At 32.2% G+C, this 24,309-nt stretch carries 41 protein-coding genes and 1 pseudogene; 1 reads left to right on the top strand and 41 read right to left on the bottom strand.

The window, feature by feature from the left end:
- The first annotated feature begins 229 nt into the window (after positions 1-229).
- The gene (locus AAT22_RS18950) at positions 230-394 is read left to right on the top strand and encodes a hypothetical protein (RefSeq protein WP_156174262.1); all 165 of its coding nucleotides are present in this window, start codon (positions 230-232) and stop codon (positions 392-394) included.
- A 259-nt stretch (positions 395-653) separates the two neighbouring features.
- On the opposite strand, the gene cwlD is transcribed toward AAT22_RS18950, so the two are convergent.
- The 41 genes and pseudogenes from cwlD to tuf all read right to left on the bottom strand — a co-directional run.
- Positions 654-1,343 carry an N-acetylmuramoyl-L-alanine amidase CwlD gene (cwlD, locus tag AAT22_RS01475; RefSeq protein ID WP_016205868.1) on the bottom strand — a complete coding sequence of 230 codons (690 nt, stop codon included), beginning with the start codon at positions 1,341-1,343 and terminating at the stop codon, positions 654-656.
- Between the two features lie 167 nt (positions 1,344-1,510).
- Positions 1,511-3,127 (bottom strand): Na/Pi cotransporter family protein, encoded by a 1,617-nt coding sequence (locus AAT22_RS01470; protein WP_016205869.1) that lies wholly within the window; start codon positions 3,125-3,127, stop codon positions 1,511-1,513.
- A 284-nt stretch (positions 3,128-3,411) separates the two neighbouring features.
- Complete coding sequence (gene rpsI, locus AAT22_RS01465) at positions 3,412-3,804, bottom strand: 30S ribosomal protein S9 (protein WP_016205870.1); 393 nt, start codon at positions 3,802-3,804, stop codon at positions 3,412-3,414.
- 26 nt (positions 3,805-3,830) lie between these two features.
- The gene (gene rplM, locus AAT22_RS01460; protein ID WP_016205871.1) at positions 3,831-4,265 is read right to left on the bottom strand and encodes a 50S ribosomal protein L13; all 435 of its coding nucleotides are present in this window, start codon (positions 4,263-4,265) and stop codon (positions 3,831-3,833) included.
- A 180-nt stretch (positions 4,266-4,445) separates the two neighbouring features.
- Entirely contained in the window at positions 4,446-5,180 is a 735-nt protein-coding gene (truA, locus tag AAT22_RS01455; RefSeq protein ID WP_046999992.1) for a tRNA pseudouridine(38-40) synthase TruA, read from the bottom strand.
- A gap of 21 nt (positions 5,181-5,201) precedes the next feature.
- Positions 5,202-6,005: an energy-coupling factor transporter transmembrane component T gene (locus AAT22_RS01450; protein WP_016205872.1), complete on the bottom strand. Its 804-nt coding sequence runs from the start codon at positions 6,003-6,005 to the stop codon at positions 5,202-5,204.
- An 11-nt stretch (positions 6,006-6,016) separates the two neighbouring features.
- Positions 6,017-6,877: an energy-coupling factor transporter ATPase gene (locus AAT22_RS01445; protein ID WP_046999991.1), complete on the bottom strand. Its 861-nt coding sequence runs from the start codon at positions 6,875-6,877 to the stop codon at positions 6,017-6,019.
- Positions 6,862-7,707, bottom strand: a complete 846-nt coding sequence (locus AAT22_RS01440) for an energy-coupling factor transporter ATPase (RefSeq protein ID WP_016205874.1) — start codon at positions 7,705-7,707, stop codon at positions 6,862-6,864. The genes AAT22_RS01445 and AAT22_RS01440 overlap by 16 nt, the downstream gene beginning before the upstream one ends.
- A gap of 202 nt (positions 7,708-7,909) precedes the next feature.
- On the bottom strand, positions 7,910-8,251 hold the full coding sequence (gene rplQ, locus AAT22_RS01435) for a 50S ribosomal protein L17 (RefSeq protein WP_016205875.1): 342 nt from the start codon (positions 8,249-8,251) through the stop codon (positions 7,910-7,912).
- Between the two features lie 14 nt (positions 8,252-8,265).
- On the bottom strand, positions 8,266-9,213 hold the full coding sequence (locus AAT22_RS01430; protein WP_046999990.1) for a DNA-directed RNA polymerase subunit alpha: 948 nt from the start codon (positions 9,211-9,213) through the stop codon (positions 8,266-8,268).
- A 102-nt stretch (positions 9,214-9,315) separates the two neighbouring features.
- Complete coding sequence (gene rpsD / locus AAT22_RS01425; RefSeq protein ID WP_016205876.1) at positions 9,316-9,936, bottom strand: 30S ribosomal protein S4; 621 nt, start codon at positions 9,934-9,936, stop codon at positions 9,316-9,318.
- A gap of 23 nt (positions 9,937-9,959) precedes the next feature.
- A complete protein-coding gene (rpsK, locus tag AAT22_RS01420; protein ID WP_016205877.1) occupies positions 9,960-10,352 on the bottom strand; it encodes a 30S ribosomal protein S11 in 393 nt (130 codons plus the stop codon).
- Positions 10,353-10,367: 15 nt separating this feature from the next.
- Positions 10,368-10,733, bottom strand: coding sequence for a 30S ribosomal protein S13 (rpsM, locus tag AAT22_RS01415; protein WP_016205878.1), 366 nt, complete (start codon positions 10,731-10,733; stop codon positions 10,368-10,370).
- Positions 10,734-10,953: 220 nt separating this feature from the next.
- Entirely contained in the window at positions 10,954-11,067 is a 114-nt protein-coding gene (rpmJ, locus tag AAT22_RS01410) for a 50S ribosomal protein L36 (RefSeq protein WP_016205879.1), read from the bottom strand.
- Positions 11,068-11,109: 42 nt separating this feature from the next.
- Positions 11,110-11,328, bottom strand: coding sequence for a translation initiation factor IF-1 (gene infA, locus AAT22_RS01405; protein WP_008681165.1), 219 nt, complete (start codon positions 11,326-11,328; stop codon positions 11,110-11,112).
- 7 nt (positions 11,329-11,335) lie between these two features.
- A complete protein-coding gene (locus AAT22_RS01400) occupies positions 11,336-11,647 on the bottom strand; it encodes a KOW domain-containing RNA-binding protein (protein ID WP_046999989.1) in 312 nt (103 codons plus the stop codon).
- 51 nt (positions 11,648-11,698) lie between these two features.
- Positions 11,699-12,448 (bottom strand): type I methionyl aminopeptidase, encoded by a 750-nt coding sequence (gene map / locus AAT22_RS01395; RefSeq protein ID WP_016205881.1) that lies wholly within the window; start codon positions 12,446-12,448, stop codon positions 11,699-11,701.
- Positions 12,448-13,098, bottom strand: coding sequence for an adenylate kinase (locus AAT22_RS01390; protein ID WP_016205882.1), 651 nt, complete (start codon positions 13,096-13,098; stop codon positions 12,448-12,450). The genes map and AAT22_RS01390 overlap by 1 nt, the downstream gene beginning before the upstream one ends.
- Positions 13,099-13,120: 22 nt before the next feature.
- Positions 13,121-14,395, bottom strand: a complete 1,275-nt coding sequence (secY, locus tag AAT22_RS01385; RefSeq protein ID WP_016205883.1) for a preprotein translocase subunit SecY — start codon at positions 14,393-14,395, stop codon at positions 13,121-13,123.
- A 1-nt stretch (position 14,396) separates the two neighbouring features.
- Complete coding sequence (rplO, locus tag AAT22_RS01380; RefSeq protein ID WP_016205884.1) at positions 14,397-14,837, bottom strand: 50S ribosomal protein L15; 441 nt, start codon at positions 14,835-14,837, stop codon at positions 14,397-14,399.
- 21 nt (positions 14,838-14,858) lie between these two features.
- Complete coding sequence (rpmD, locus tag AAT22_RS01375; RefSeq protein ID WP_008681171.1) at positions 14,859-15,038, bottom strand: 50S ribosomal protein L30; 180 nt, start codon at positions 15,036-15,038, stop codon at positions 14,859-14,861.
- Between the two features lie 12 nt (positions 15,039-15,050).
- A complete protein-coding gene (rpsE, locus tag AAT22_RS01370) occupies positions 15,051-15,548 on the bottom strand; it encodes a 30S ribosomal protein S5 (RefSeq protein ID WP_016205885.1) in 498 nt (165 codons plus the stop codon).
- Positions 15,549-15,567: 19 nt separating this feature from the next.
- Entirely contained in the window at positions 15,568-15,930 is a 363-nt protein-coding gene (gene rplR / locus AAT22_RS01365) for a 50S ribosomal protein L18 (RefSeq protein ID WP_016205886.1), read from the bottom strand.
- 20 nt (positions 15,931-15,950) lie between these two features.
- Positions 15,951-16,493 carry a 50S ribosomal protein L6 gene (gene rplF, locus AAT22_RS01360; protein ID WP_016205887.1) on the bottom strand — a complete coding sequence of 181 codons (543 nt, stop codon included), beginning with the start codon at positions 16,491-16,493 and terminating at the stop codon, positions 15,951-15,953.
- A 63-nt stretch (positions 16,494-16,556) separates the two neighbouring features.
- Entirely contained in the window at positions 16,557-16,955 is a 399-nt protein-coding gene (rpsH, locus tag AAT22_RS01355) for a 30S ribosomal protein S8 (protein ID WP_016205888.1), read from the bottom strand.
- Between the two features lie 31 nt (positions 16,956-16,986).
- Positions 16,987-17,172: a type Z 30S ribosomal protein S14 gene (locus AAT22_RS01350; RefSeq protein WP_008681179.1), complete on the bottom strand. Its 186-nt coding sequence runs from the start codon at positions 17,170-17,172 to the stop codon at positions 16,987-16,989.
- A 15-nt stretch (positions 17,173-17,187) separates the two neighbouring features.
- Positions 17,188-17,730 carry a 50S ribosomal protein L5 gene (gene rplE, locus AAT22_RS01345; RefSeq protein WP_016205889.1) on the bottom strand — a complete coding sequence of 181 codons (543 nt, stop codon included), beginning with the start codon at positions 17,728-17,730 and terminating at the stop codon, positions 17,188-17,190.
- Between the two features lie 22 nt (positions 17,731-17,752).
- The gene (gene rplX / locus AAT22_RS01340; RefSeq protein WP_016205890.1) at positions 17,753-18,067 is read right to left on the bottom strand and encodes a 50S ribosomal protein L24; all 315 of its coding nucleotides are present in this window, start codon (positions 18,065-18,067) and stop codon (positions 17,753-17,755) included.
- A 17-nt stretch (positions 18,068-18,084) separates the two neighbouring features.
- A complete protein-coding gene (gene rplN, locus AAT22_RS01335) occupies positions 18,085-18,453 on the bottom strand; it encodes a 50S ribosomal protein L14 (RefSeq protein ID WP_008681183.1) in 369 nt (122 codons plus the stop codon).
- 28 nt (positions 18,454-18,481) lie between these two features.
- Positions 18,482-18,736 (bottom strand): 30S ribosomal protein S17, encoded by a 255-nt coding sequence (rpsQ, locus tag AAT22_RS01330; protein ID WP_016205891.1) that lies wholly within the window; start codon positions 18,734-18,736, stop codon positions 18,482-18,484.
- Between the two features lie 22 nt (positions 18,737-18,758).
- Positions 18,759-18,971, bottom strand: coding sequence for a 50S ribosomal protein L29 (gene rpmC / locus AAT22_RS01325; protein ID WP_008681185.1), 213 nt, complete (start codon positions 18,969-18,971; stop codon positions 18,759-18,761).
- Positions 18,971-19,405, bottom strand: coding sequence for a 50S ribosomal protein L16 (rplP, locus tag AAT22_RS01320; RefSeq protein WP_016205892.1), 435 nt, complete (start codon positions 19,403-19,405; stop codon positions 18,971-18,973). The genes rpmC and rplP overlap by 1 nt, the downstream gene beginning before the upstream one ends.
- A 17-nt stretch (positions 19,406-19,422) precedes the next feature.
- Positions 19,423-20,091 (bottom strand): 30S ribosomal protein S3, encoded by a 669-nt coding sequence (gene rpsC / locus AAT22_RS01315; protein WP_046999988.1) that lies wholly within the window; start codon positions 20,089-20,091, stop codon positions 19,423-19,425.
- A gap of 19 nt (positions 20,092-20,110) precedes the next feature.
- Entirely contained in the window at positions 20,111-20,446 is a 336-nt protein-coding gene (rplV, locus tag AAT22_RS01310) for a 50S ribosomal protein L22 (protein WP_016205894.1), read from the bottom strand.
- Between the two features lie 21 nt (positions 20,447-20,467).
- Complete coding sequence (rpsS, locus tag AAT22_RS01305) at positions 20,468-20,752, bottom strand: 30S ribosomal protein S19 (protein ID WP_016205895.1); 285 nt, start codon at positions 20,750-20,752, stop codon at positions 20,468-20,470.
- A gap of 68 nt (positions 20,753-20,820) precedes the next feature.
- Positions 20,821-21,654: a 50S ribosomal protein L2 gene (rplB, locus tag AAT22_RS01300; protein WP_016205896.1), complete on the bottom strand. Its 834-nt coding sequence runs from the start codon at positions 21,652-21,654 to the stop codon at positions 20,821-20,823.
- A 64-nt stretch (positions 21,655-21,718) separates the two neighbouring features.
- Complete coding sequence (rplW, locus tag AAT22_RS01295; protein WP_016205897.1) at positions 21,719-22,009, bottom strand: 50S ribosomal protein L23; 291 nt, start codon at positions 22,007-22,009, stop codon at positions 21,719-21,721.
- Complete coding sequence (gene rplD / locus AAT22_RS01290) at positions 22,009-22,629, bottom strand: 50S ribosomal protein L4 (RefSeq protein WP_016205898.1); 621 nt, start codon at positions 22,627-22,629, stop codon at positions 22,009-22,011. Before rplD ends, rplW begins: the two co-directional genes overlap by 1 nt.
- Positions 22,630-22,653: 24 nt before the next feature.
- A complete protein-coding gene (rplC, locus tag AAT22_RS01285; RefSeq protein WP_016205899.1) occupies positions 22,654-23,283 on the bottom strand; it encodes a 50S ribosomal protein L3 in 630 nt (209 codons plus the stop codon).
- A gap of 78 nt (positions 23,284-23,361) precedes the next feature.
- Positions 23,362-23,670 carry a 30S ribosomal protein S10 gene (gene rpsJ / locus AAT22_RS01280; RefSeq protein WP_008681195.1) on the bottom strand — a complete coding sequence of 103 codons (309 nt, stop codon included), beginning with the start codon at positions 23,668-23,670 and terminating at the stop codon, positions 23,362-23,364.
- Positions 23,671-24,181: 511 nt separating this feature from the next.
- Positions 24,182-24,309: pseudogene (gene tuf, locus AAT22_RS18715) on the bottom strand (elongation factor Tu); the annotation flags it as partial.

Below are 24,309 nucleotides of genomic sequence, written 5' to 3'. Positions count from 1 at the left end.
ATAACAGCTTAACAGATTCCTTTTATCTTCTTAAATAATATAAAATATTACTTTGCAAATATTAAATTATTTATATAATTCTATAAGATTCTAGAAATTTTAACTTATAATATAACTTTTTAACCTCCATTTATTTTTATTAAATTATTAAAATAATTTATAAATATTTTATCATATTTTTATATCTTATTTATTATATTTTACTAAATAGCTATAAGGAGAATATATTATGAATAAGAATTTAACTAATATTGCTACATATATTGTTTATCTTTTAATTGCAATACTTATATTATTTATAGCTTACTCTATATTAATTTCACTTGATTTAAACTTTAAAACAATTCCTAAAAACAGTTTTAAAGTCCAAATTAATCTACTCAATTTGTTTTAGTTGAAAATTCTAAGAATCAATTCACAGGTCATTGGTATAAAGGATTTAAAATAATAAGTAAGCCAAACCAGATAACTTAATTTTTTAAAACAAACTTAAGTTAATTTAAAATATAAATTGGTCTCTTATACCTAATACCTTTACAAAAGAACTGTGAATTGTTCATTAGAAGATCTTTCTTCGTAAAATACAACAATTTATTATACTTAAAGTAAATTTAATCATTATATTTTGATATATTTCCTCGGAAATCTTCTCTTTAATTCGTTGTTTTATTTATTTCTTCGAAATATTTCTCTATTCCCAAGGAAATTCCTTCAACAATTAAATTTTGATGTTCTTCTGTCTTTAATTTCTGTTCTTCTTCAGGATTAGATAAAAATCCACATTCTACTAGTATTGAAGCACCTTCATACTTATCTCTTAAAATTAAATATGAATCTCCAGCAGGTTTTGATACTCTCTTATTTTTATCTTTAACAGTTTCTTTTAATGATTCTTGTACAAAATCCGCTAATTTTTTACTTATATCATTAGATGAATGCCAAACTTGAGCTCCATAGCATTTAGCTTGAGGAAACATATTTTGATGAATCGATACAAAAACATCACATTTTGTTTCAATTTTAAGATCTCTTCTCCTTTTTAAATCATCTCTCTTCTTTTCTCTTATAGTAGACCCCTTCTGTTCTAATCCCTGATCTGATTCTCTTGTTAGATATACTTTATATCCCTTTTTTTCGAGAATATCTTTTAGTTTTAAACTAATTTGTAAATTTATGTCTTTTTCTATAACACCTGATTTAGATTTAGCTCCGCCATCAATTCCACCATGGCCTGGATCAATTAATATTATTTTTTGTGCTGCATCATCTGCCAAAGCCTTAATCGGAATAAAATAAACCATAGATATAAGAATAAATAATAATATACGTCTTAATTTTTTCATTTGTTAACCTCCATTATATTTATAAATTTATCAATAAAAGTATTATGCCCTATTTATTTAATTTCTTTCTAATAAAAAGAGGTCATATGTAAATTTTAATAATTTCCTAAAGAATAAAAAAATCTCTAGTTTAGGATTCAATATCCTGCACTAGAGATTTTATACTATTAGCTATTTTCTATTACACTTTCTGCTATATTTGTTGAATGATCGCCTATTCTTTCAAGGTTACTTAATAAATCTAAAAATATTGCACCTGCATATGCATTACAAGTTCCATCATAAAGCCTTTTTATATGAAGTTCTCTATATTTCTTTTGCAATCTATCAACTTCTTCTTCTATACTATTAATTTGCTTTGCTTTTTCTATATCCTTTTTAGCATAACTACTTATAGCTATATCTAAGGTTTCTACTACTTTATTATACATATTATTAATTTGCTCTATAGCCTTATCACTATATTCAAGTTTTCTCGAAATCTTTTGTGCTGTTAAATCTGCTATATTTTCAGCATGATCTCCTATTCTTTCTATATCATTTATTACATGAAAGGTAGCAGCAACAATACTAAGCTCCTTATCTGATAACTCGCATTTTGAAAGTTTAACTAAATAATTTGTTATAGCTTCATTTAATGTATTTATAATTTCTTCATTGTCATATACTTTATTTATTAATTTTTCATCATTTTTTTCAAATGCCTCTAATGCTAAAGCTAAGCCTTTCTTAGCTTTATTAGCCATTCTTAATGTTTCTTTTGCTACTTGCCCAGCTGCAATAACTGGAGTTTCTAGCAATCTATCATCTATGTATTTTACTCCAACTCTGTCCTCTTCATCATCTCCTGGTATAATCTTATTTACTACTTTTATTAAAACACCAGTTAGGGGCAGCATTATTACAGTATTAACTACATTAAATACTGTATGAGAATTTGCAATCTGTCTACTAACATCCCCTGGACTTATTTTAGATACTAAATCTCCTAAAATTCCACTGATTAATACAGGAATAAATAATATAGTTCCAACTAAGTTAAATATTAAATGAAGCATTGCTGCTTTATGTGCTGTTTTAGTTGTTCCTATAGATGCTAACATAGCTGTTATACATGTTCCTATATTGCATCCAAATATTATTGGTAATACGTCATATATATTTATGTTTCCTGCAAGTGCTAATGCTACTAATATTCCAGTAGTAGCTGATGAACTTTGAAGTATAGCTGTTATAACAGCTCCTGCCATTATTCCTAGGTACCATTTTCCCCCTACTACAGCTAATATGTTTGTAAATATAGTAGAATCTGTTAAAGGTTTCATTGAACTACTCATTTGACCCATACCAACAAATAAAATACCAAAACCTAAGACTATACTTCCTATATCCTTCTTTCTTTTTCCTTTAGCAAACATAACAACGAATGCCCCTATGAAAACAAACAATGGCGCAATATGATCTAATTTAAAAGCTACTAATTGAGCTGTAATTGTAGTACCAATATTAGCTCCCATTATTATTCCTGCTGCTTGAGCTAGATTCATTAATCCAGCATTTACAAACCCTACTACCATTACTGTTGTAGCACTACTACTTTGAATAACTGCTGTAACAATTGCTCCAACAACTACTGATATTACTGGATTTCTAGTTACCTTTTCTAATATAGATTTTAAACCATCTCCAGCTGCATTTTCAAGACCATCGCCCATTATCTTCATACCATAGATAAATAAACCCAATCCACCAAGTAATTTTATAATAATCATTAAAGATTCCAAAATAATTCTCCTTTTCAGTATTATTCTTACGAACTTAGTTTACATTATTATTTAACATTTGTTAAGTAATTTAATATGTTTTTAACATAAATATAACTTTAATATACTTTAATATATATCTATATAGTCTATATTTCTTCTTATTTTATATTTATATTATATTAAATTTTATACTCTTTCTATTATAAATTGCTTATATTAATGTATTTCTATTTATTTATTATAGTTAGACGAAAATAAATCCCACAACCATACTGATTGTGGGATTTTTGAAGTTCCATATATTATCTCTTTGAGAATTGTGGAGCTCTTCTAGCCTTTTTAAGACCATATTTCTTTCTTTCTTTCATTCTTGGATCTCTAGTTACAAAACCTGCCTTCTTTAATTCTGGCTTTAAGTTTTCGTCAGCTTTTATTAAAGCTCTAGTTATTCCGTGTCTTATTGCTCCAGCTTGACCTGTGAATCCACCACCATGAACGTTAACTAAAACGTCAAATCTATCTTTAGTTCCAGTTAAAACTAATGGTTGATTAACTATCATTCTTAAAGTTTCTAAACCGAAATAGTTGTCTATTTCTCTATTATTTATAACTACTTTACCGTTTCCTGGTACAAGTCTAACTCTTGCTACTGATTTTTTTCTTCTTCCAGTTCCCATGTATTGAACTTTTGCCATTTTTTATTCCTCCTCCCGAGCACGTATTAGTACTTTAATTCAAGTACTTCTGGTTGTTGAGCATCATGTCCATGCTCAGTACCTCTATATACTTTTAATTTTTTAAGCATTTTTCTTCCTAAAACGCCATTTGGAAGCATTCTTCTTACTGCTTCTTCGAAAGCGAATTCAGGCTTCTTTTCTAACACTTCTCTATATGGAGTTTCTTTTAATCCACCTGGATATAGGCTGTGCTTTCTCATTAATTTTTGATCTAACTTCTTACCAGTTAAAACAACTTGTTCTGCATTGATTACGATAACGAAATCTCCACAGTCAACATTTGGTGTAAATGTTGGTTTATTTTTTCCTCTTAAAATTGAAGCAACTTGGCTAGCAACTCTTCCTAGTGGCTTTCCAGCAGCATCAACAACATACCATTTTCTTTCAACTTCTTGTGCCTTAGCAATGTATGATTTCATGTTTTTCCCTCCCTGAACTTACATTTGTGCTTTACTTATTAAGTACTGCTTTTATGTCAAGACCCGGGGCTAGTGGATCTTATATACATAAATTATTCTAACAAACATACATTATTATAATACACGCATACGGGTGTGTCAACAAGTTTTTAATTAATTATTTCTATTTATCATTAATTTTTAATAATAAACTTTTTCTAATACTAAACCTGTTGCGGGTACACATATTCCTGAATCTTTCCTATTTTTTTTATCTATTATAACTTGTATATTTGAAGGATCTATCTTTTTATTTCCTACCATAATTAATGTTCCAACTATTATTCTAACCATATTATATAAAAACCCATCACCAGTTATGTAAATTTTTATTATATCATCATGATTTTCTATATACAATTCTGAAATTGTCCTTATATTAGTTTTAACAGAACTCCCACTACTTTTAAATGCACTAAAATCATGGGTTCCTATAAAGTATTTACACGCCTCTTTCATAATCTCTGCATCTAACTTTTTTTTAACATGATATAAATAATCTTTGTGTACTGCTGGGGGTACTTCCCTATTTAGTATAGAGTATGAGTATGTTTTTCCCTTAGCACTGTATCTTGAATGAAACTCCAGTGGTACTTCCTCTGATTTTAAAATTACTATATCATCTGGTAATCTATAATTAAGTGCTTCTCTAAATTTATTCGAAGGTATATTACTATTAGTTTTAAAGTTTGCTACAAATCCTCTTGCATGAACTCCAGCATCAGTTCTTGAACTTCCTATTACTTCAATATTTTCATTGGTTAAAAGGCTTATAGCATCTTCTAATTGTTGTTGAATTGTGCTTCCTATTTTTTGTTTTTGCCATCCTAAATAATTTGTTCCATCATATTCTAAAGTTAGTTTGATATTTTTCATGTTAAAAATCACCTTTGCTTTTTATATAGCAAACCTTACTATTAAACTTCCTATAAATAAAATAGAAAATACACTAAATGCAATAATATCTCTTTTCGTAAATTTCAATTGCTTCATTCTTGTTCTACCATTTCCACCTCTATAAGCTCTAGCTTCCATAGCTAATGCAAGTTCATCAGCCCTTCTAAATGAACTTATAAATAGTGGCACTAATAATGGTATTAAACTTTTTGCTTTCTGAATTATTCCACCAGTTTCAAAATCTGCTCCTCTTGCTTTTTGTGCCATCATTATTTTGTCTGTTTCATCCATTAATGTTGGTATGAATCTTAAAGCTATAGTCATCATCATAGCAAGCTCATGAGCTGTTTCTTTTCCTATTGGCTTTAATAATCTTTCTATCCCATCTGTTAACTCAATTGGAGACGTTGTTAAGGTTAATGCTGATGTTCCCATTATTAAAAATATAAGCCTTAATGCCATAAATGCAGCTGTCTTTAATCCATCTTCATATACTTTTATAAACCCAAGCTCAAATACCATTGTATCTGTAGTACCTTTAATCATAAAAATATTTAAAATTGCTGTAAATATAATAAGAAAAAATACTGGTTTTAATCCTTTATATAAATATCTAGGTGGTAATTTTGAAACATAAATAGTTAAAACTAAAAATGAAACTATTAATATATAGCCAACAAACTTATCTACTATAAATAAAGATACAATAAATAGTATTGATATTAATATTTTAGTTCTAGGATCTAACTTATGAACAAAGGTTTCACCTGGTATATACTGCCCTATAGTTATATCTTTTATCATATTTGTTCCCCCTAGTTTTTAACTTCCTTTAATATTTTTAATAATTCTTGTTTTCCTTGAGCAATAGTATAGATTTCATCTGATACACTAAACCCTTTGCTCTTTAATGCTCTCATAAGATATGTTACTTGTGGCACTGCTAAACCTATATTTTCTAAAGTCTCAATTTCTTTAAACACCTTATTAGGAGTACCTTCTAACGCAATTTCTCCTTTATTCATAACCACTATTCTCTCCGCAAGTTTTCCTACATCTTCCATGCTATGGCTCACTAGTATAATTGTCATCTTATATTCATCATGTAAAACTTTAATTTGATTTAAAATATCATCTCTACCTTTAGGATCTAATCCTGCTGTTGGCTCATCTAATATAAGCACCTTAGGTTCCATAGCAATTACCCCTGCTATTGCTACTCTTCTCTTTTGTCCTCCACTTAAATCAAATGGTGACTTATTTCTATAAACCTCATAATCTAGTCCTACCATTTTCATAGCTCTCTTTACTCTTCTTGTAATTTCCTCATCTGGTAAGCCTAAATTTCTTGGTCCAAACTCTATATCTTTTTCTATCGTTTCCTCAAATAATTGGTATTCTGGGTATTGAAATACCAATCCAACTTTTTTTCTTATATCAGTAAGCTTTACCCCTTGCTTTGTTATATCTTCTCCATCAACTATTATTTTTCCTGATGTAGGTTTAAGTAATCCATTCATATGCTGAATTAGTGTTGATTTTCCTGATCCTGTATGCCCTATAAGAGCAATAAATTCACCTTCATTAATTTCTAAATTAACATTATTTAAAGCCACTTTCTCAAAAGGTGACTTCGGCATATATATATGCACTAAATTTTCTATCTTAATTGACATAACGCATTCACCATCTCATCTACATTTAAAATATTTGTATCAATATTTATACCACTATTTTTTAATTCATAACATAATTCAGTAACTTGAGGAACATCTAATCCTATTTCCTTCATTTTTTTTACATTTGAAAATACTTCTCTTGGATTACCTTCTAAAATTATTTTTCCATCATCCATAACTATAACCCTATCTGCTTGTGCCGCTTCGTCCATATAATGAGTTATAAGGACTATAGTTATACCATATCTTTCATTTATATCTTTTATATTACTTAGTACTTCTTTTCTTCCGGAAGGATCTAGCATAGCAGTAGGTTCATCAAATATTATACATTCTGGTTTCATAGCCAAAATTCCTGCTATTGCTATTCTTTGTTTTTGTCCTCCTGAAAGTAAATGTGGTGCATGTCTTCTATATTCATACATACCAACTTTTTTTAAGCTTTCATCTACTCTTCTTTTTATTTCTTCTGGATCAACGCCTAGATTTTCTGGACCAAAAGCAACATCTTCTTCAACTATAGTTGCTACTAATTGATTATCTGGATTTTGAAATACCATTCCAGCCTTTGCTCTAATTCGCCATAGGTTTTCAGAATTAGAAGTATCTAAATTGTCTACTATAACAGTTCCTTCTGATGGAAGCAATAATGCATTCATATGTTTAGCTATAGTAGATTTTCCAGAACCATTATGCCCTAAAACAACTAAAAATTCACCCTTCTTAACTTCAAAAGTTACACCATTAACAGCATATCTTTCTTCTTCTCCTTCATGTGATCTATATTTAAAAGATACATTATTACATTTAATCATTGTTTCTTCCATATATAGCCCTCCTCTTATTACTTATCCTACAATCTTAAATATTGTATAAAAATTCATATGTGTATATACATTAACATAAGAATATTATAATATACATTTAGTTAATTACAATTATTTTAATAATAAATTTATAATTTCTTATACAATATTTAAATTTATAATGTAAAATGGGGATTAAGTCACTAACTTAATCCCCTCAATATTACACTAATTCAAGTATAACAACTTCTGCTGCGTCCCCTCTTCTTGGGCCCTTTTTGTACATTCTAGTGTATCCACCATTTCTTTCAGCGTACTTTGGAGCAACATTGTCAAATAGGTTTTGAACTACTTCTTCTTCATTCACAAAAGCTAAAACTTGTCTTCTAGCGTGAAGATCACCTCTTTTTGCTAAAGTAATCATCTTTTCAGCTAATTTTCTAGTTTCTTTTGCTCTTGTTTCAGTTGTTTCTATTTTACCATGCTTTAAAAAGCTTGTAACAAGGCTTCTTAGCATAGCTCTTCTTTGGTCAGTAGGACGACCTAATTTACGATAACCTGCCATGTGGATTTACCTCCTTACTCATCGTTTAGTCTTAATCCTAAGCCTAATTCCTTAAGCTTTCTTTCGACTTCCTCTAAAGATTTCTTTCCTAGATTTCTTACCTTCATCATATCATCCATTGACTTTCCAGCAAGCTCTTGAACTGTATTTATACCAGCTCTCTTTAAGCAGTTATATGATCTAACTGATAAATCCAACTCTTCTACAGTCATTTCTAGTACTTTCTCTTTTTTATCTTCTTCTTTTTCTATCATAATCTCTACATCATTAGTACTATCTCCTAATGACATAAATAGTTTGAAATGTTCTATAAGAATTTTTGCAGATAAGCTTATAGCTTCATCTATTTTTATAGTTCCATTAGTCCAGATTTCTAAAGTTAATTTATCGTAGTCTGTAATTTGACCAACTCTTGTATTTTCAACAGTAAAATTAACTCTCTTTACTGGTGTATAAATTGAATCTACAGCAATAGCTGATATTGGAAGATCTTCACTCTTATTTTTATTTTGAGTAACATATCCTCTTCCTCTATTAACTGTAATCTCCATATATAACTTACCATTATCATCTAATGTTGCAATATGAAGATCTTTGCTAACAACTTCAACATCTCCATCAGTTTTAATATCTGCACCTGTAACTTCTCCAGGTCCTTGAGCATCTATATATATCGTCTTTGGACCTTCACCATTCATAATTAATGCTAAAGATTTGATGTTTAATATAATTTCTGTAACATCTTCTTTAACACCTTGTACAGTTGAAAATTCATGTAGTACTCCATCTATCTTTACGGAAGTTGGAGCTGCACCTGGTAGTGATGATAATAATATTCTTCTTAGAGCATTTCCAAGCGTTATACCATATCCTCTTTCTAACGGTTCAACTACATATTTACCATAAGTACCATTTTCATTTGCTTCTATACATTCTATTATTGGCTTTTCTATTTCTAACATGCACAAACCCTCCTTATATTTTAAATGGCAACATTATTCTGAGGGCAACTGCTTATATATTTGTATTGTAAGAATAATCTTAACAATACAAATACTAAACTATTACTTGCTGTATAACTCAACGATAAGAGTTTCATTAACAGGAACGTCAATGTCTTCTCTTGATGGTTCAGCAACTATTTTACCTGAATAATTTTCAACATTTGCTTCTAACCATTTTGGTAATGTCTTTGGATTTTCAATAAATGTCTTGAATTTTTCAGTTCCTCTACTCTTTTCTGTAACTAAAATTTCATCGTTAACAGAAACTTTGTATGAAGGAATATCAACTTTCTTACCATTTACTAAGAAATGTCCATGAGTAACTAATTGTCTAGCTTCAGCTCTAGATGCACCATAACCTAATCTATAAACAACGTTATCTAATCTCATTTCTAATAACTTAAGTAAGTTTTCACCAGTGATACCTTTCATATGATCAGCCTTTTCATAATAAGTTCTGAATTGGCTTTCTAATACTCCGTATATTCTTCTAGCTTTTTGCTTTTCTCTTAATTGTACGCCGTAGTTAGATAATTTTTTCTTAGCTGCTCCATGTTGTCCTGGTGCATAACTTCTTCTAACAAAAGCACATTTATCTGTATAACATCTATCCCCTTTAAGGAATAACTTCATACCTTCTCTTCTACATAATCTACATGTAGCTCCAGTATATCTTGCCATTAATTACACCTCCTATATGAATACTAGACTCTTCTTCTCTTTGGTGGTCTACATCCGTTGTGTGGAATTGGAGTAACATCTTTAATTAAAGTTACTTCTAATCCCGCTGCTTGTAAAGATCTTATAGCTGCTTCTCTTCCAGCACCTGGTCCCTTTACATACACTTCTATACTTTTTAATCCGTGTTCCATAGCTGCTTTAGCTGCTGTTTCTGCTGCCATTTGAGCTGCGAATGGAGTACTCTTTCTTGATCCTCTGAAGCCTAAAGCTCCCGCACTTGACCATGATAAAGCATTTCCTACTGCATCAGTTAAAGTAACTATTGAGTTATTGAAAGTTGATTTGATGTGTGCAGCACCATGCTCAACGTTCTTTCTTTCTTTTCTTCTTCTAGTCTTTTTAACTTTTTGAGCCATCGAATTCCCTCCTCACTACTTCTTCTTATTTGCGATAGTTTTCTTTGGACCTTTTCTAGTTCTAGCATTAGTCTTAGTTTTTTGTCCTCTAACTGGAAGACCTTTTCTATGTCTAATTCCTCTATAACATCCAATTTCTACTAATCTTTTAATATTTAATGCAACTTCTCTTCTTAAGTCACCTTCAATTGTTAAAGTCTTTACGTATTCTCTGATTTTTGTTACTTCCTCTTCAGTAAGATCCTTAACTCTTGTATCAGGATTAACTCCTGTTTCTGCTAAAATCTTATGTGAAGTAGAAAGTCCTATACCATATATATATGTTAGACCTATTTCAACTCTTTTTTCTCTTGGTAGGTCTACTCCTGAAATTCTTGCCATTAAAACTTACACCTCCTGATATTGAAATGCATACAACTTTAATTATATGTGTGTATTTATATAATAAAATTATAGGTCAGTAGAGAATTACTCTACTGTCAGCCGCACCTAAAATTTATCTACTTAATTAAATGCCTATATAATCATATTTGACTTTAAGTTAAAAGTCAATAAATTTTACATAGTAAAATAATACTTTTTTGCCTATACTTTTATTGTATTAGCCTTGTTTTTGCTTGTGCTTAGGATTTTCACAGATAACCATTACTTTTCCTTTTCTTCTTATAATCTTGCACTTTTCGCAAATAGGCTTAACTGATGGTCTTACTTTCATCGCTAACCCTCCTTGTAATACTTCGTGGTAGTTTTTCCACTGTTATTTAGCTCTCCATGTAATTCTACCTCTTGTTAAATCATATGGAGAAAGTTCTATAGTAACCTTATCTCCTGGTAGAATTCTTATGAAGTTCATTCTTAATTTTCCTGATATATGTGCTAGAATCTTGTGACCACTCTCTAGTTCAACTTGGAACATAGCATTTGGTAATGATTCTAGTACTGTACCTTGCATTTCTATTACATCATCTTTTGACATAAGGTAATCAACCCTCCTTAACAATGCCTTTAAGTTTTAGAAATTTTTTTATTTTTAAATCAGTACCTCTATCCTTTGATATGATAGATTCTTTAATCTCATCATTTACATCATCTAAAACATCTATATGCTTTAAACTCTTCTTTTTAGGCATCTGAACTGTTTTAGTGCTCCCATTACTAAGAATTACATAATTATCACTTAAATGCCCTATTACAACATATAAATGATTTTTATCTCTTCCTGTTTTTGAAAGAACCACCTTCCCAATTAAGTCATTGTTTTGCAAACTTTTCACCTCGATGATTACCTTAGCCATAAATCTACAAGCCACCTTTTGGTATCATGCGAATTTATAACTAAGCAACACTTATTTAATTAGTGTTAATATTTCGGGTCCATCTGGTAAAATTACAATAGTATTTTCGTAGTGTGCAGATAGACTTCCATCACTAGTTACTACAGTCCAGTCATTACTTAATGTTTTAACCCTATAATTACCTATGTTAACCATAGGTTCAATAGCTAAAGTCATTCCTTTAACCAATTTTGGTCCCTTACCAGACTTACCAAAGTTAGGAACCTCTGGATCTTCGTGTACAACTCTACCTATACCGTGTCCTACGAAATCTCTTACTACAGAGAAACCTGAAGCTTCTACGTAGCATTGTATTTCATGTGATATATCAGTAAGTCTATTACCAATCTTAGCATATTCTATGCCCTTAAAGAAACTTTCTTCAGTTACTTTAATTAATTTCTTAGCTTCTTCGCTTACATTTCCTACTGCAAGTGTTCTTGCTGCATCTCCATGAAAGCCATTAAGATAAGCCCCACAGTCTATACTAATTATATCTCCATCTTTTAATACATAACCTCCTGGGATCCCATGAACTACTTGCTCGTTAACAGATATACATAGTGAAGCCGGAAAACCATATAAGCCTTTAAATGATGGCTTTGCTCCATGCTTAGTTATAAATTCTTCTGCTATCCTGTCTATTTCAGCAGTAGTTATTCCTGGTCTTACTTTTTCCTCAACTAGTAGTAATGTTTCTGCTACTAATTTACCTGCTTCTCTCATTAGGTCAATTTCCTTGTTGTTTTTAATGATTATCATTATTCAACACTCCCTAATATATTACAGATACCTTCAAATACTTCGTTAATAGCTTTTGTTCCTTCTACAATTGAAAGTAAGTTTCTTTCTTTATAAAAATCAATCAGTGGTTGCGTTTGTCTCTCATACACATCAAGTCTTTCAGATACAGTTTCTTCTGTATCATCTTTTCTTTGGATTATATCACTTCCACAAACATCACATTTTCCTGCAACTGTTGGTGGATTAAATTTTATATGATAGCTAGCTCCACATGATGGACACACTCTTCTACCTGTCATTCTTTCTAATATAAATCCAGTAGGTACTTCAATTAGTAACGCTGTATCAAGATTTTCATTTCTTAATGAAAGAAATTCTTGAAGTGCTTCTGCTTGATTAACTGTCCTTGGAAACCCGTCTAATAAGTATCCATTCTTACAATCATCTTGTTGCAGCCTATCTTTTACCATGTTAATAGTAACTTCATCTGGTACTAACTGTCCTTTATCGATGTGCTTCTTAGCTTCTATTCCTAACGGAGTGTTTTCAGAAATATTTTTTCTGAATATATCTCCTGTTGAAATATGTGGTATTGAGTATCTATTACTAATTGATTTTGCCTGTGTTCCCTTTCCTGCTCCAGGAGGACCTAATAATACTATCTTCACGGGCATCATCTCCATTATTAATCTATTTTAAGAATCCTTGATAATGTCTCATTACTAATTGTGAATCTAATTGTCTTGAAAAATCAAGCCCAACCCCAACCATAATTAATAATGATGTACCACCAAATTGAATTCCTTGTAACTGTGTATTTGAAATAACAATTGGTAATATTGCTAGTATTGCAGCAAATAATCCTCCAACTAGTGATACTTTAGTAAGTACCTTTTCAAAATACTTTTCAGTTGCATCTCCCGGTCTTATTCCTGGTACAAATCCTGCTGACTTATGAAGATTTTCTGCCATTTCATCAGGTTTAAATGTGATTTGTGTATAGAACCAAGTAAAGAATATAGTTAATATTGAATAAACAACTGGATACATCCAAGTTTTTTCATTAAATATACTATATTTATTGCTTGTTATCCATACTGCCCAATCATGACCTGGGAAAAATTCTGCAATGGTTCTAGGAAACATCATAACTGACATAGCAAATATTATTGCTATAACAGCTGATCCAATTATACTTAAAGGTATGTGAGTACTTTGCCCTCTCATAACTTTGTTTCCAACAGCTTTACCAGCATATTGAACTGGAATTCTTCTTTCTGCTAATGAGAAGAATATTACGATTCCTAATAATACAATTGCAAAAACTACAAATAGTAAAATTTCAATTATAGTAATTTTTCCTTGATCCTTTAATGTAAATAATGACATTAAAGTGATAGGTAACTGAGATACTATATTCACGAATATTAATATGGATATACCATTTCCAAAACCTTTAGCTGTGATTTGATCACCTAACCACATACAGAATGTTGAACCTGCAACTAGTGCTATTAATACAACTATTACAGAAGTAAACTGCATTCCAGCTGTTGCACCTTTTGCGGCAACCATACTATATGTTCCAAAAGCAAGAATAAATCCTATAAATATAGATAATATTCTCGTTATCTTTTGTATCTTCTTTCTTCCTTCTTCACCCTCTTTAGAAAGTTGTTCTAAAGATGGTATCGCTATAGTCAATAATTGAACTATAATCGAAGCGTTAATGTATGGCGTTACACTTAAAGCAAATATACTAAATTGTCTAAATGCTCCACCAGATAATAAATCGTAGAAACCAAATATAGTTCCGCTACTAGCTAAATCTTTTAGAACATCAGTGCTAATTCCAGGAACAGGAATATGTGTTCCTATCCTGAAAATTGCAATTAAACATATAGTCCATAAAAATCTCTTTTTTAATTCGGGAACCTTCCAGGCATTACGTAGGGTTGATAGCATACTAAATCACCTCAACTTTTCCTCCAGCTGCTTCTATCTTCTCAGCCGCTGATTTTGAGAACTTACATCCTTTAACAGTTAGGCTCTTCTCTAATGTCCCATTTCCTAAAATCTTAACTCCGTCTTTTACCTTACTTATTACTCTTCTTTCAAGTAAAACTTCTGGTGTTATTTCTGTTCCATTTTCAAATATATTTAATCTATCAACGTTAATACTAACATATTGTTTAGCAAATATATTTGTGAATCCTCTCTTAGGAAGTCTTCTGTATAATGGCATTTGACCGCCTTCAAATCCTGGTCTTACTCCGCCGCCTGATCTAGCATTTTGGCCTTTTTCACCTTTTCCGGCATTTCTACCTAAACCTGAACCAGTACCTCTACCAACTCTCTTTGGAGCTTTTTTACTTCCTTCTGCTGGTTTTAATTCATGAAGTTTCATTACTCAATGCACCTCCTCTTATTAAACTTCTTCTACTTTTAGTAGGTAGTCAACTTTGTTGATCATTCCTCTGATTTGAGGAGTTTCTTCATGTTCTACTGTCTTACCGATCTTCTTAAGTCCAAGGGCATGTGCAGTAGCAATATGGTCTTTTTTTCTTCCAATTAAACTCTTTACTAGAGTAACTTTAATCTTTGCCATTGCTTTTCCCTCCTAACCTAAAATTTCTTCTACAGTTTTGCCTCTTAATTTAGCTATATCTTCAGCTGTTCTTAAGTTTGCTAAACCGTTGATTGTAGCACTTACCATGTTTTTAGGATTGTTTGAACCTAATGACTTAGCTCTAACATCCTTTAATCCTGCTAATTCTAATACAGATCTTGCTGGACCTCCAGCGATAACTCCTGTACCTTCCTTAGCTGGCATTATAAGAACTTTTCCAGTTCCGAACTTTCCATATATTTGATGAGGAACAGTTGTTCCAACTATTGCAACACTTACTAAGTTTTTCTTAGCATCTTCTATTCCTTTTTTAATTGCTTCTGGGATTTCTATTGACTTACCCATTCCAACGCCTACGTGTCCGTTTTCGTCACCTACAACTACTAAAGCGCTGAATCTGAAGTTTCTACCACCCTTAACAACCTTAGTTACTCTGTTTATGTTAACAACCTTTTCCTTAAGGTCTAGTGTGCTAGGATCGATTCTCATGTATTTCCCTCCTTGTTTATTAGAATTTTAAGCCTGCTTCTCTAGCAGCTTCAGCTAAAGTTTGAACTCTTCCGTGATATACGTATCCACCTCTATCGAATACAACTTCTGAAATTCCCTTTTCTAAAGCTTTCTTAGCTATTAATTCACCAACCAACTTAGCTGCTTCTTTATTTCCGCCTACTTTAACATCTACTGCTTTATCTAAGCTTGAAGCTGCAACTAAAGTTACTGAATTAACATCATCTATAATTTGAGCATATATATTTTTTTCACTTCTATATACTGAAAGTCTTGGTCTTTCAGGAGTACCAGAAATTTTCTTACGTACTCTTAGGTGACGTCTTTCTCTACTAGCTTTTCTGTCTACCTTCTTGAACATAAAGGTTTCACTCCTTTCTATTATTTCTTACCAGTTTTACCTTCTTTACGTCTGATTACTTCGTTATCATACTTAATTCCCTTACCCTTATATGGTTCAGGCTTTCTCCATGATCTTATATCAGCCGCAGCTGCTCCAACCTTTTCCTTATCGATTCCCTTAACAACAACTTTTGTTGCAGCTGGAGTTTCGAAAGTTACACCTTCGATTGGTTCTATTTCAACTGGATGTGAATATCCTAAGTTCATTACAAGCTTCTTGCCTTGTAATTGAGCTCTATAACCAACACCTATTAATTCTAAGTTCTTTTCAAATCCTTTTTCAACTCCGATTATCATGTTGTTGATTAATGCTCTAGTTAAACCATGAAGAGCTCTGTGCTCTTTTTGATCGCTAGGTCTAGTTACAACAACTTGGTTGTTTTCAACTGCTATATTCATGTCTTTATTCATAGCTTTAACAAGTTCGCCCTTTGGACCCTTAACTGAAACAACATTTTCCGCTGTAACAGCTACAGTTACGCCTGCAGGTATAGCTATAGGTAATCTACCTACTCTTGACATAATCGCACCTCCTGTTTTACTTGTTCTGATATATGTTAATTTACTTACTTTCTACCTTGGATATTACCAAACGTAGCAAACTACTTCTCCGCCTAATCCAGCTTTTCTTGCTTCTCTATCAACTAATAAACCTGATGAAGTTGATATTATAGCGATACCTAGTCCGCTTAATACCTTTGGAATTTCGTCTTTCTTGCAGTAAACTCTTAGTCCTGGTTTAGATATTCTCTTTATACCAGTTATAACTCTTTCTTTATCTGCGCCATACTTAAGAGATATTCTTAACATTGGAACAACACCATCGTTATATTCCTCTAATTCTTTAATATATCCCTCTTGTAATAATATATTTGCAACAGCCTTCTTCATATTTGATGAAGGAACTTCTACTACTTCATGTCTTACAGCATTTGCATTTCTAATACGTGTTAGCAAATCTGCGATAGGATCTGTCATAACCATTTAATGTGCCTCCTTTCACTACATCAGTTTTTTACCAACTTGCTTTCTTACAACCAGGGATTTGACCCTTGTAAGCAAGTTCTCTAAAACATATACGGCAAATACCAAACTTCTTTAATACTGAATGTGGTCTTCCACATATTCTGCATCTTGTATAAGCTCTTGTTTTATATTTAGGTTCTTTTTTCCACTTTTCAATAATAGCTTTACGTGCCACGGTTTTCCCTCCTTATTATTGAGCAAATGGCATACCAAGGAATCTTAATAATTCTCTTGCTTCTTCGTCAGTGTTAGCTGATGTAACGAAGATGATATCCATTCCTCTAACCTTATCGATTTTATCGTATTCAATTTCTGGGAATATTAATTGCTCTTTTACTCCTAGTGAGTAGTTTCCTCTACCATCAAAGGCTTTGCTTGAAACTCCTCTGAAATCTCTAACTCTTGGAAGAGCAATAGCCATTAATTTATCAGCAAATTCATACATCTTTGCTTTTCTTAATGTAACCTTACATCCTAAAGCCATATTTTCTCTTATTTTAAAGTTAGCAACTGATTTCTTTGCTCTAGTTAAGATTGGCTTTTGACCTGCAATTATTGTTAAATCATTCATTGCAGCTTCTAATATTTTTTGATTGTCCTTAGCTTCTCCAACTCCCATGTTGATAACTATCTTTTCAAGCTTTGGAACTTCCATTATATTTTTATATCCGAACTTTTCAATCATAGCTGGAATTACTTCTTTTTGATACTTTTCTTGAAGTCTTGTTGTCATAATTAGTACCTCCTTTCAGATTCTAGAATGTTTCTCCACACTTCTTACAAACTCTAACCTTAGTACCGTCTTCTAAGATTTTATTGCTTACTCTTGTAGCATTTTTGCACTTTGTGCAGTATAACATAACTTTTGAGCTGTATATAGCTCCTTCTCTTTCTATGATTCCACCTTGAGCATTAGCTCTAGTTGGCTTTTGGTGCTTTTTAACTATATTAACTCCTTGAACAATAACTTTGCCTGTCTTAGGATATACTTTTAAAACTTCACCAGTTTTTCCTTTGTCTTTACCTGAAACAACTACAACTTTGTCGTTCTTTCTAACATGTACCTTCAAATGAGACACCTCCTCTATTATAGAACTTCAGGTGCTAATGATAAAATCTTGTTAAATTCGTTATCTCTTAGCTCCCTAGCAACTGGTCCGAAGATACGAGTTCCTCTTGGTTGCTTATCATCCTTTATAATAACAGCTGCATTTTCATCAAACTTTATATATGAACCATCAGCTCTTCTTAATCCTCTAACTGATCTAACTATAACAGCTTTTACAACGTCTCCTTTTTTAACAACTCCGCCTGGTGTTGCACTTTTAACGCTAGCAACTATTACATCTCCAATGTTACCGAACTTTCTTTTTGATCCGCCTAAAACTCTTATGCACATGATTTCTTTTGCACCTGAGTTATCTGCTACCTTTAATAAGGTTTGTTGTTGTATCATTGAATTACCCTCCTTTCAGTCTTAAAGCCTATTTAGCCTTTTCAACTATTTCAACAAGTCTCCATCTCTTATCCTTAGATAATGGTCTAGTTTCCATAATTAAAACTCTATCATTAATTTTAGCTTCATTGTTTTCATCATGAGCCTTAAACTTAGTTGTTCTATTAACAGTTTTTCCATATAGTGGATGTCTAACCTTAGTTTCAACAGCGACAACTATTGTCTTATCCATTTTATCTGAAACAACTCTACCTATTTTTTTCTTTCTTAATCCTCTTTCCATTAAGAGTTACCTCCTTTCAGATTTACTGCTCGAAAGCCCTGATCTCTTCTTCTCTTATGATGGTTTTGATTTGGGCTATAGATTTTTTTACTTCTCTTATTCTCATAGGATTTTCTAATTGACCTGTAGCTAATTGAAATCTTAAGTTGAATAATTCAGCCTTAAGGTCATTTAATTTAACCTTTAAATCTTGAGGATTATTTGCTCTTAATTCTTTTAATTCTCTAGCCTTCATTATTCTTCACCACCCATTTCCTCAAAATCTCTTCTTGTAACGAATTTACACTTTACAGGAAGCTTGTGTGATGCAAGTCTCATAGCTTCTCTTGCAACTTCTTCATTAACTCCTGATAACTCGAATAAAACTCTACCAGGTTTAACTACTGCTACCCAATATTCTGGTGAACCTTTACCTGAACCCATTCTTGTTTCAGCTGGTTTTTCAGTTACTGGCTTATCTGGGAAAATCTTTATCCAAAGTTTTCCTCCTCTTCTGATATATCTGTTTATAGCAATTCTGGCAGATTCTATTTGATTACTAGTTATCCAACCACAATTTGTAGCTTGAATACCAAAATCTCCATATGCAAGGAAATTACCTCTTGTAGCTTTTCCTTTCATTCTACCACGTTGTACCTTACGATGCTTAACTCTCTTAGGCATTAACATGACTAATTCCTCCTTTCTTACGCGTTAACTTCTTCCTTCTTTTCAACTTTTTTAGTTGGAAGAACTTCTCCATTATAAACCCAAACTTTTACACCGATCTTTCCGTAAGTTGTATCAGCTTCTGCAAATCCATAATCGATATCTGCTCTTAAAGTTTGTAGTGGAATTGTTCCTTCATGATATTGTTCAGTTCTTGCTATTTCAGCACCACCTAATCTACCTGAGCAAGCTGTCTTAACACCTTTAGCTCCAAGTCTCATAGCTCTTTGAATGCTTTGTTTCATAGCTCTTCTGAAAGATACTCTTTTTTCTAATTGTGCAGCAATATTTTCTGCCATTAATTGAGCATCAGCTTCAGCATTTTTAACTTCCACTATATTAATTAATAAATTTTTATTATTAACTAAGTTTGCTAATTTAGCTTTTAAAGCTTCTATTCCTGCTCCACCTTTTCCGATGATAACACCTGGTTTAGCAGTATATATATTTAACTTAATTCTCTTAGCAGCTCTTTCAATTTCAATCTTTGAAATACCAGCTGAGAAAAGTTCTTTCTTTACGAATTCTCTGATTTTGTTATCTTCTATTAGATTGTCTGCAAAATTCTTCTTTGAAGCATACCATTTAGCATCCCAATCTTTGATAACTCCTACTCTAAGTCCGTGAGGATGTACTTTTTGACCCACTTGATTTCCCTCCTTCTTTCTAAGCTCTTTCTTTAACTACAAGTGTAATGTTACTTGTTCTTTTGTTAATTCTAAATGCTTTTCCGTGATCCATTGGTCTAAATCTCTTTAGTGTTGGACCTGCACCAACGAATGCTTCTGCTACATATAATCTTTCTACGTCCATCTCATGATTATTTTCTGCATTAGCAACAGCTGATTTTAAAACTTTGTTTATTGCAACAGCTGCATCTTTTGGAGTATATTGTAAAATAGCGAAAGCCTCTTGAATATTTTTTCCTCTTATTAAATCAAGAACTACTCCTACTTTTGTTGGAGACATTCTAACATATTTAGCTATAGCTCTAGCTTCCATTTATGTTCCTCCTTTCCGGGATTACTTTCTTTTTCTTGCTGCTTTTTCGTCATAATCGTGTCCTCTGTAAGTTCTTGTTAAAGCGAACTCACCAAGCTTATGTCCTACCATGTCTTCACTTATGAAAACTGGAACATGCTTTCTTCCATCGTGAACAGCAATTGTATGACCGATCATTTGTGGGAATATTGTTGAACTTCTTGACCAAGTTTTAACAACCTTCTTATCTCCACTAACATTCATTTCCTCAATTTTCTTTAAAAGTCCTTCATGTACAAAAGGTCCTTTTTTTGTTGATCTACTCACTATAATTTGCCTCCCTTCATAATCTCTAGGCTGACAAGCCATGAAGAGAAATTTTTATTCTCTTCATGCTACTTATCGTTTCTTCTCTTTATTATGAATCTGTCAGAATACTTCTTATTCTTTCTTGTCTTGTATCCAAGTGCTGGTTTACCCCATGGAGTAACTGGACTCGGTCTACCAATTGGTGATCTACCTTCTCCACCACCGTGAGGGTGATCGCAAGGGTTCATTACAGAACCTCTAACTGTAGGTCTCCATCCCATATGTCTCTTTCTACCTGCTTTACCGATATTTATTATATCGTTAGTAGCATTTGATACAGTTCCGATTGTAGCTCTACATTCTATTCTTACATATCTCATTTCGCCTGAAGGTAATCTTAGCGTTGCATAATTTCCTTCTTTAGCCATTAATTGAGCTGTAGTACCAGCTGATCTTACCATTTGAGCACCTTTACCGATTTGTAATTCTACATTATGAACAAAAGTACCTACTGGTATGTTCTTTAATGGAAGAGCGTTTCCTGCTTTAATATCAGCATCTGGACCTGAAACTATAACATCTCCAACCTTTAATCCAACTGGAGCTATTATATATCTCTTATCACCATCAGCATATACAACTAATGCAATGTACGCTGTTCTATTTGGATCGTATTCTATTGTAGCAACCTTTGCTGGAACACCATCCTTATTTCTCTTGAAATCTATTATTCTATATTTTCTCTTAGCTCCACCACCGTGGTGTCTAACAGTTATTTTACCTTGAGCATTTCTACCACCAGTTTTGCTTAGTGAAACGACAAGTGATTTTTCTGGTGTACTTGTTGTAACTTCTTCAAAAGTAGCCATTGTCATTTCTCTTCTTGATGGGGTAGTTGGTCTAAACTTTTTAACTGCCATGTAAATTCCCTCCTTACTTTAAGCTTCTCTGGTATTTAAATACCAATAATACGCTTTATTCGCGTTATTGCATTCCTTCAAAGAATTCAATGTTCTTGCTGTCTTCTGTTAAAGTGATAACAGCTTTCTTGAAGTCTGCTCTCTTTCCTACATGTACGCCCATTCTCTTTGTTTTTCCCATAGTTCTTATTGTTTGAACTTTTTCAACCTTAACGCCGAAGATTTCTTCTACAGCCTTTTTAATTTGAACTTTGTTTGCATTAATTTGAACTATGAAAGTGTACTTTTTGTCTGCCATAGCAGTCATACTTTTTTCAGTGATAACAGGCTTTCTTATTATATCGTAGCTTGTCATTATGCGTACACCTCCTCGATTTTTGATACAGCATCCTTAGTTATGATTAATTTCTCAAACTTTAATAAATCATAAACATTGATGTTGTTAACTGGCATAATTTGTACGTCAGCAATATTTCTAGCTGATTTGTAAAGTACTTCATTAGCTTCTCCAGTTACTATTAAAGTTTTCTTAGCATCAAATGCTTTTAAAACCTCAACCATTTTCTTAGTCTTTGGAGCTTCGAATGCTAATGTTTCAAGTACTACCATTTGTCCGTCTTGAACTTTACTAGTTAAAGCAGACTTCATAGCTACTCTTCTCATGCTCTTTGGTACTGACATTCTATAATCTCTTGGCTTTGGTGCGAACACTATACCACCCTTGATCCATTGTGGTGCTCTAATAGAACCTTGTCTTGCTCTACCAGTTCCCTTTTGTCTCCAAGGCTTGATTCCGCCTCCTCTAACCTCAGCTCTTGTCTTAGCTGATTGAGTTCCTTGTCTCTTGTTTGCTAATAAAGCAACTACAACTTGATGCATAGCATCAGTGTTAACTTCAACTCCGAACACATTATCGTTTAATTGGATATCTCCAACTTGTTTTCCTTCTTGATTAAATAATCCTACTGTAGGCATCCTGTTTCCTCCTTTCTACAGAAATTAAGCTTTAACTGCATTTCTTATTACTACTGTACCTTTATTAGGTCCTGGGATACCACCCTTGATTAGTATTAAGTTCTTTTCAGCTATAATCTTAACTACTTCTAAGTTTAATACTGTTGTGTTAACAGCTCCCATATGCCCTGGCATATTCTTGTTTTTGAAAGTTCTTGATGGATCTGATGAAGCTCCCATAGAACCTACTGCTCTGTGGAATTTAGAACCGTGAGTCATTGGTCCTCTGTTAGCATTCCATCTCTTGATAACCCCTTGGAATCCCTTTCCTTTAGAAACTCCAGATACATCAACTTTTTCTCCAACTTCAAACAAATCAGCCTTTATTTCTTGACCAACTTCATAAGCTGAGCAGTCTTCTAATCTTAATTCTCTTAACTTTCTCTTTAATGAAACTCCCGCTTTAGCATAGTGACCTTTTTTTGGCTTGTTAACTAACTTTTCTCTAACATCTCCAAAACCTACTTGTATTGCTTCATAACCATCTTTTTCGATAGTTTTCTTTTGAACAACAACACATGGGCCAGCTTCTACTACTGTTACAGGAACAACTTTTCCATTTTCATCGAAAATTTGAGTCATCCCAATTTTCTTTCCTAATATAGCTTTTTTCATGTATTTACACCTCCTAAACGTATCAGCGGATTGTTTAACAATCTTAACCGTTCAAACTGTTTATTTAATAAGTATTAACTATAGCTTTATTTCGATATCAACACCTGCTGGTAAGTTTAATCTCATTAATGCATCAACTGTCTTTGGTGATGGATTAACTATATCGATTAATCTTTTGTGTGTTCTGATTTCGAATTGCTCTCTTGAATCTTTGTACTTGTGAACAGCTCTTAATATAGTAACAACATCTTTTTCAGTTGGTAGCGGAACTGGTCCTGCAACTTTAGCTCCTGTTGACTTTGCTGTTTCAACAATTTTTTCAGCTGATTGATCTAATATATTGTGATCAAAAGCCTTTAATCTGATTCTTATTTTTTGTTTTGACATCTTGGTTTCCCTCCTTTTCATGTACGCTTTACTTCTAACGCACAACAGCGGATGTTCTATAAACTGCTCCACGTGTTTCATACTTAATCACACAGTTTTACAAAACCCCTGTCGTTGGATTCTAGATCCTAACATACTCATCAAGAATTAACCCGGAAGTCCGGCAACCTCCTGACTCATCGCTGTTTGCTATACAACTTCTTTATTATACTATGTTTACATAGCCTTTTCAAGAGTTTTTTGGCCTTTTTTGATAAAATTTAAAGCATGTTTTATTATTATATCGAAAATATTATTTCCTTTGCTAATATATTTTATATTGCTTTTATTAAATTATCAACAACTTTTTTTTGTAATATTTGCCTCATTATTATTATTAACTTATTATAATATATTAATCATTTACAATAAATAATTATTAAACAAAAAAAACAGAGAGCAAAGGCGTCCCCTTACTCTCTTAATGTGATCACATTCAATTTATATTACTTAATTTATATTATTTTTATTACTATTCTATTATGCTAGTAACAACTCCAGAACCTACAGTTCTTCCACCTTCTCTGATAGCGAATCTTAATCCTTCATCCATTGCTACTTGAGTGATTAATTCAACAGTCATGTCAATGTGGTCTCCTG

The sequence above is a fragment of the Clostridium sp. C8 genome, from assembly GCF_001010885.1.
In the GTDB taxonomy this organism is placed as follows: Bacteria; Bacillota; Clostridia; order Clostridiales; family Clostridiaceae; genus Clostridium; species Clostridium sartagoforme.
This window is presented reverse-complemented; position numbering and strand designations above follow the sequence as displayed.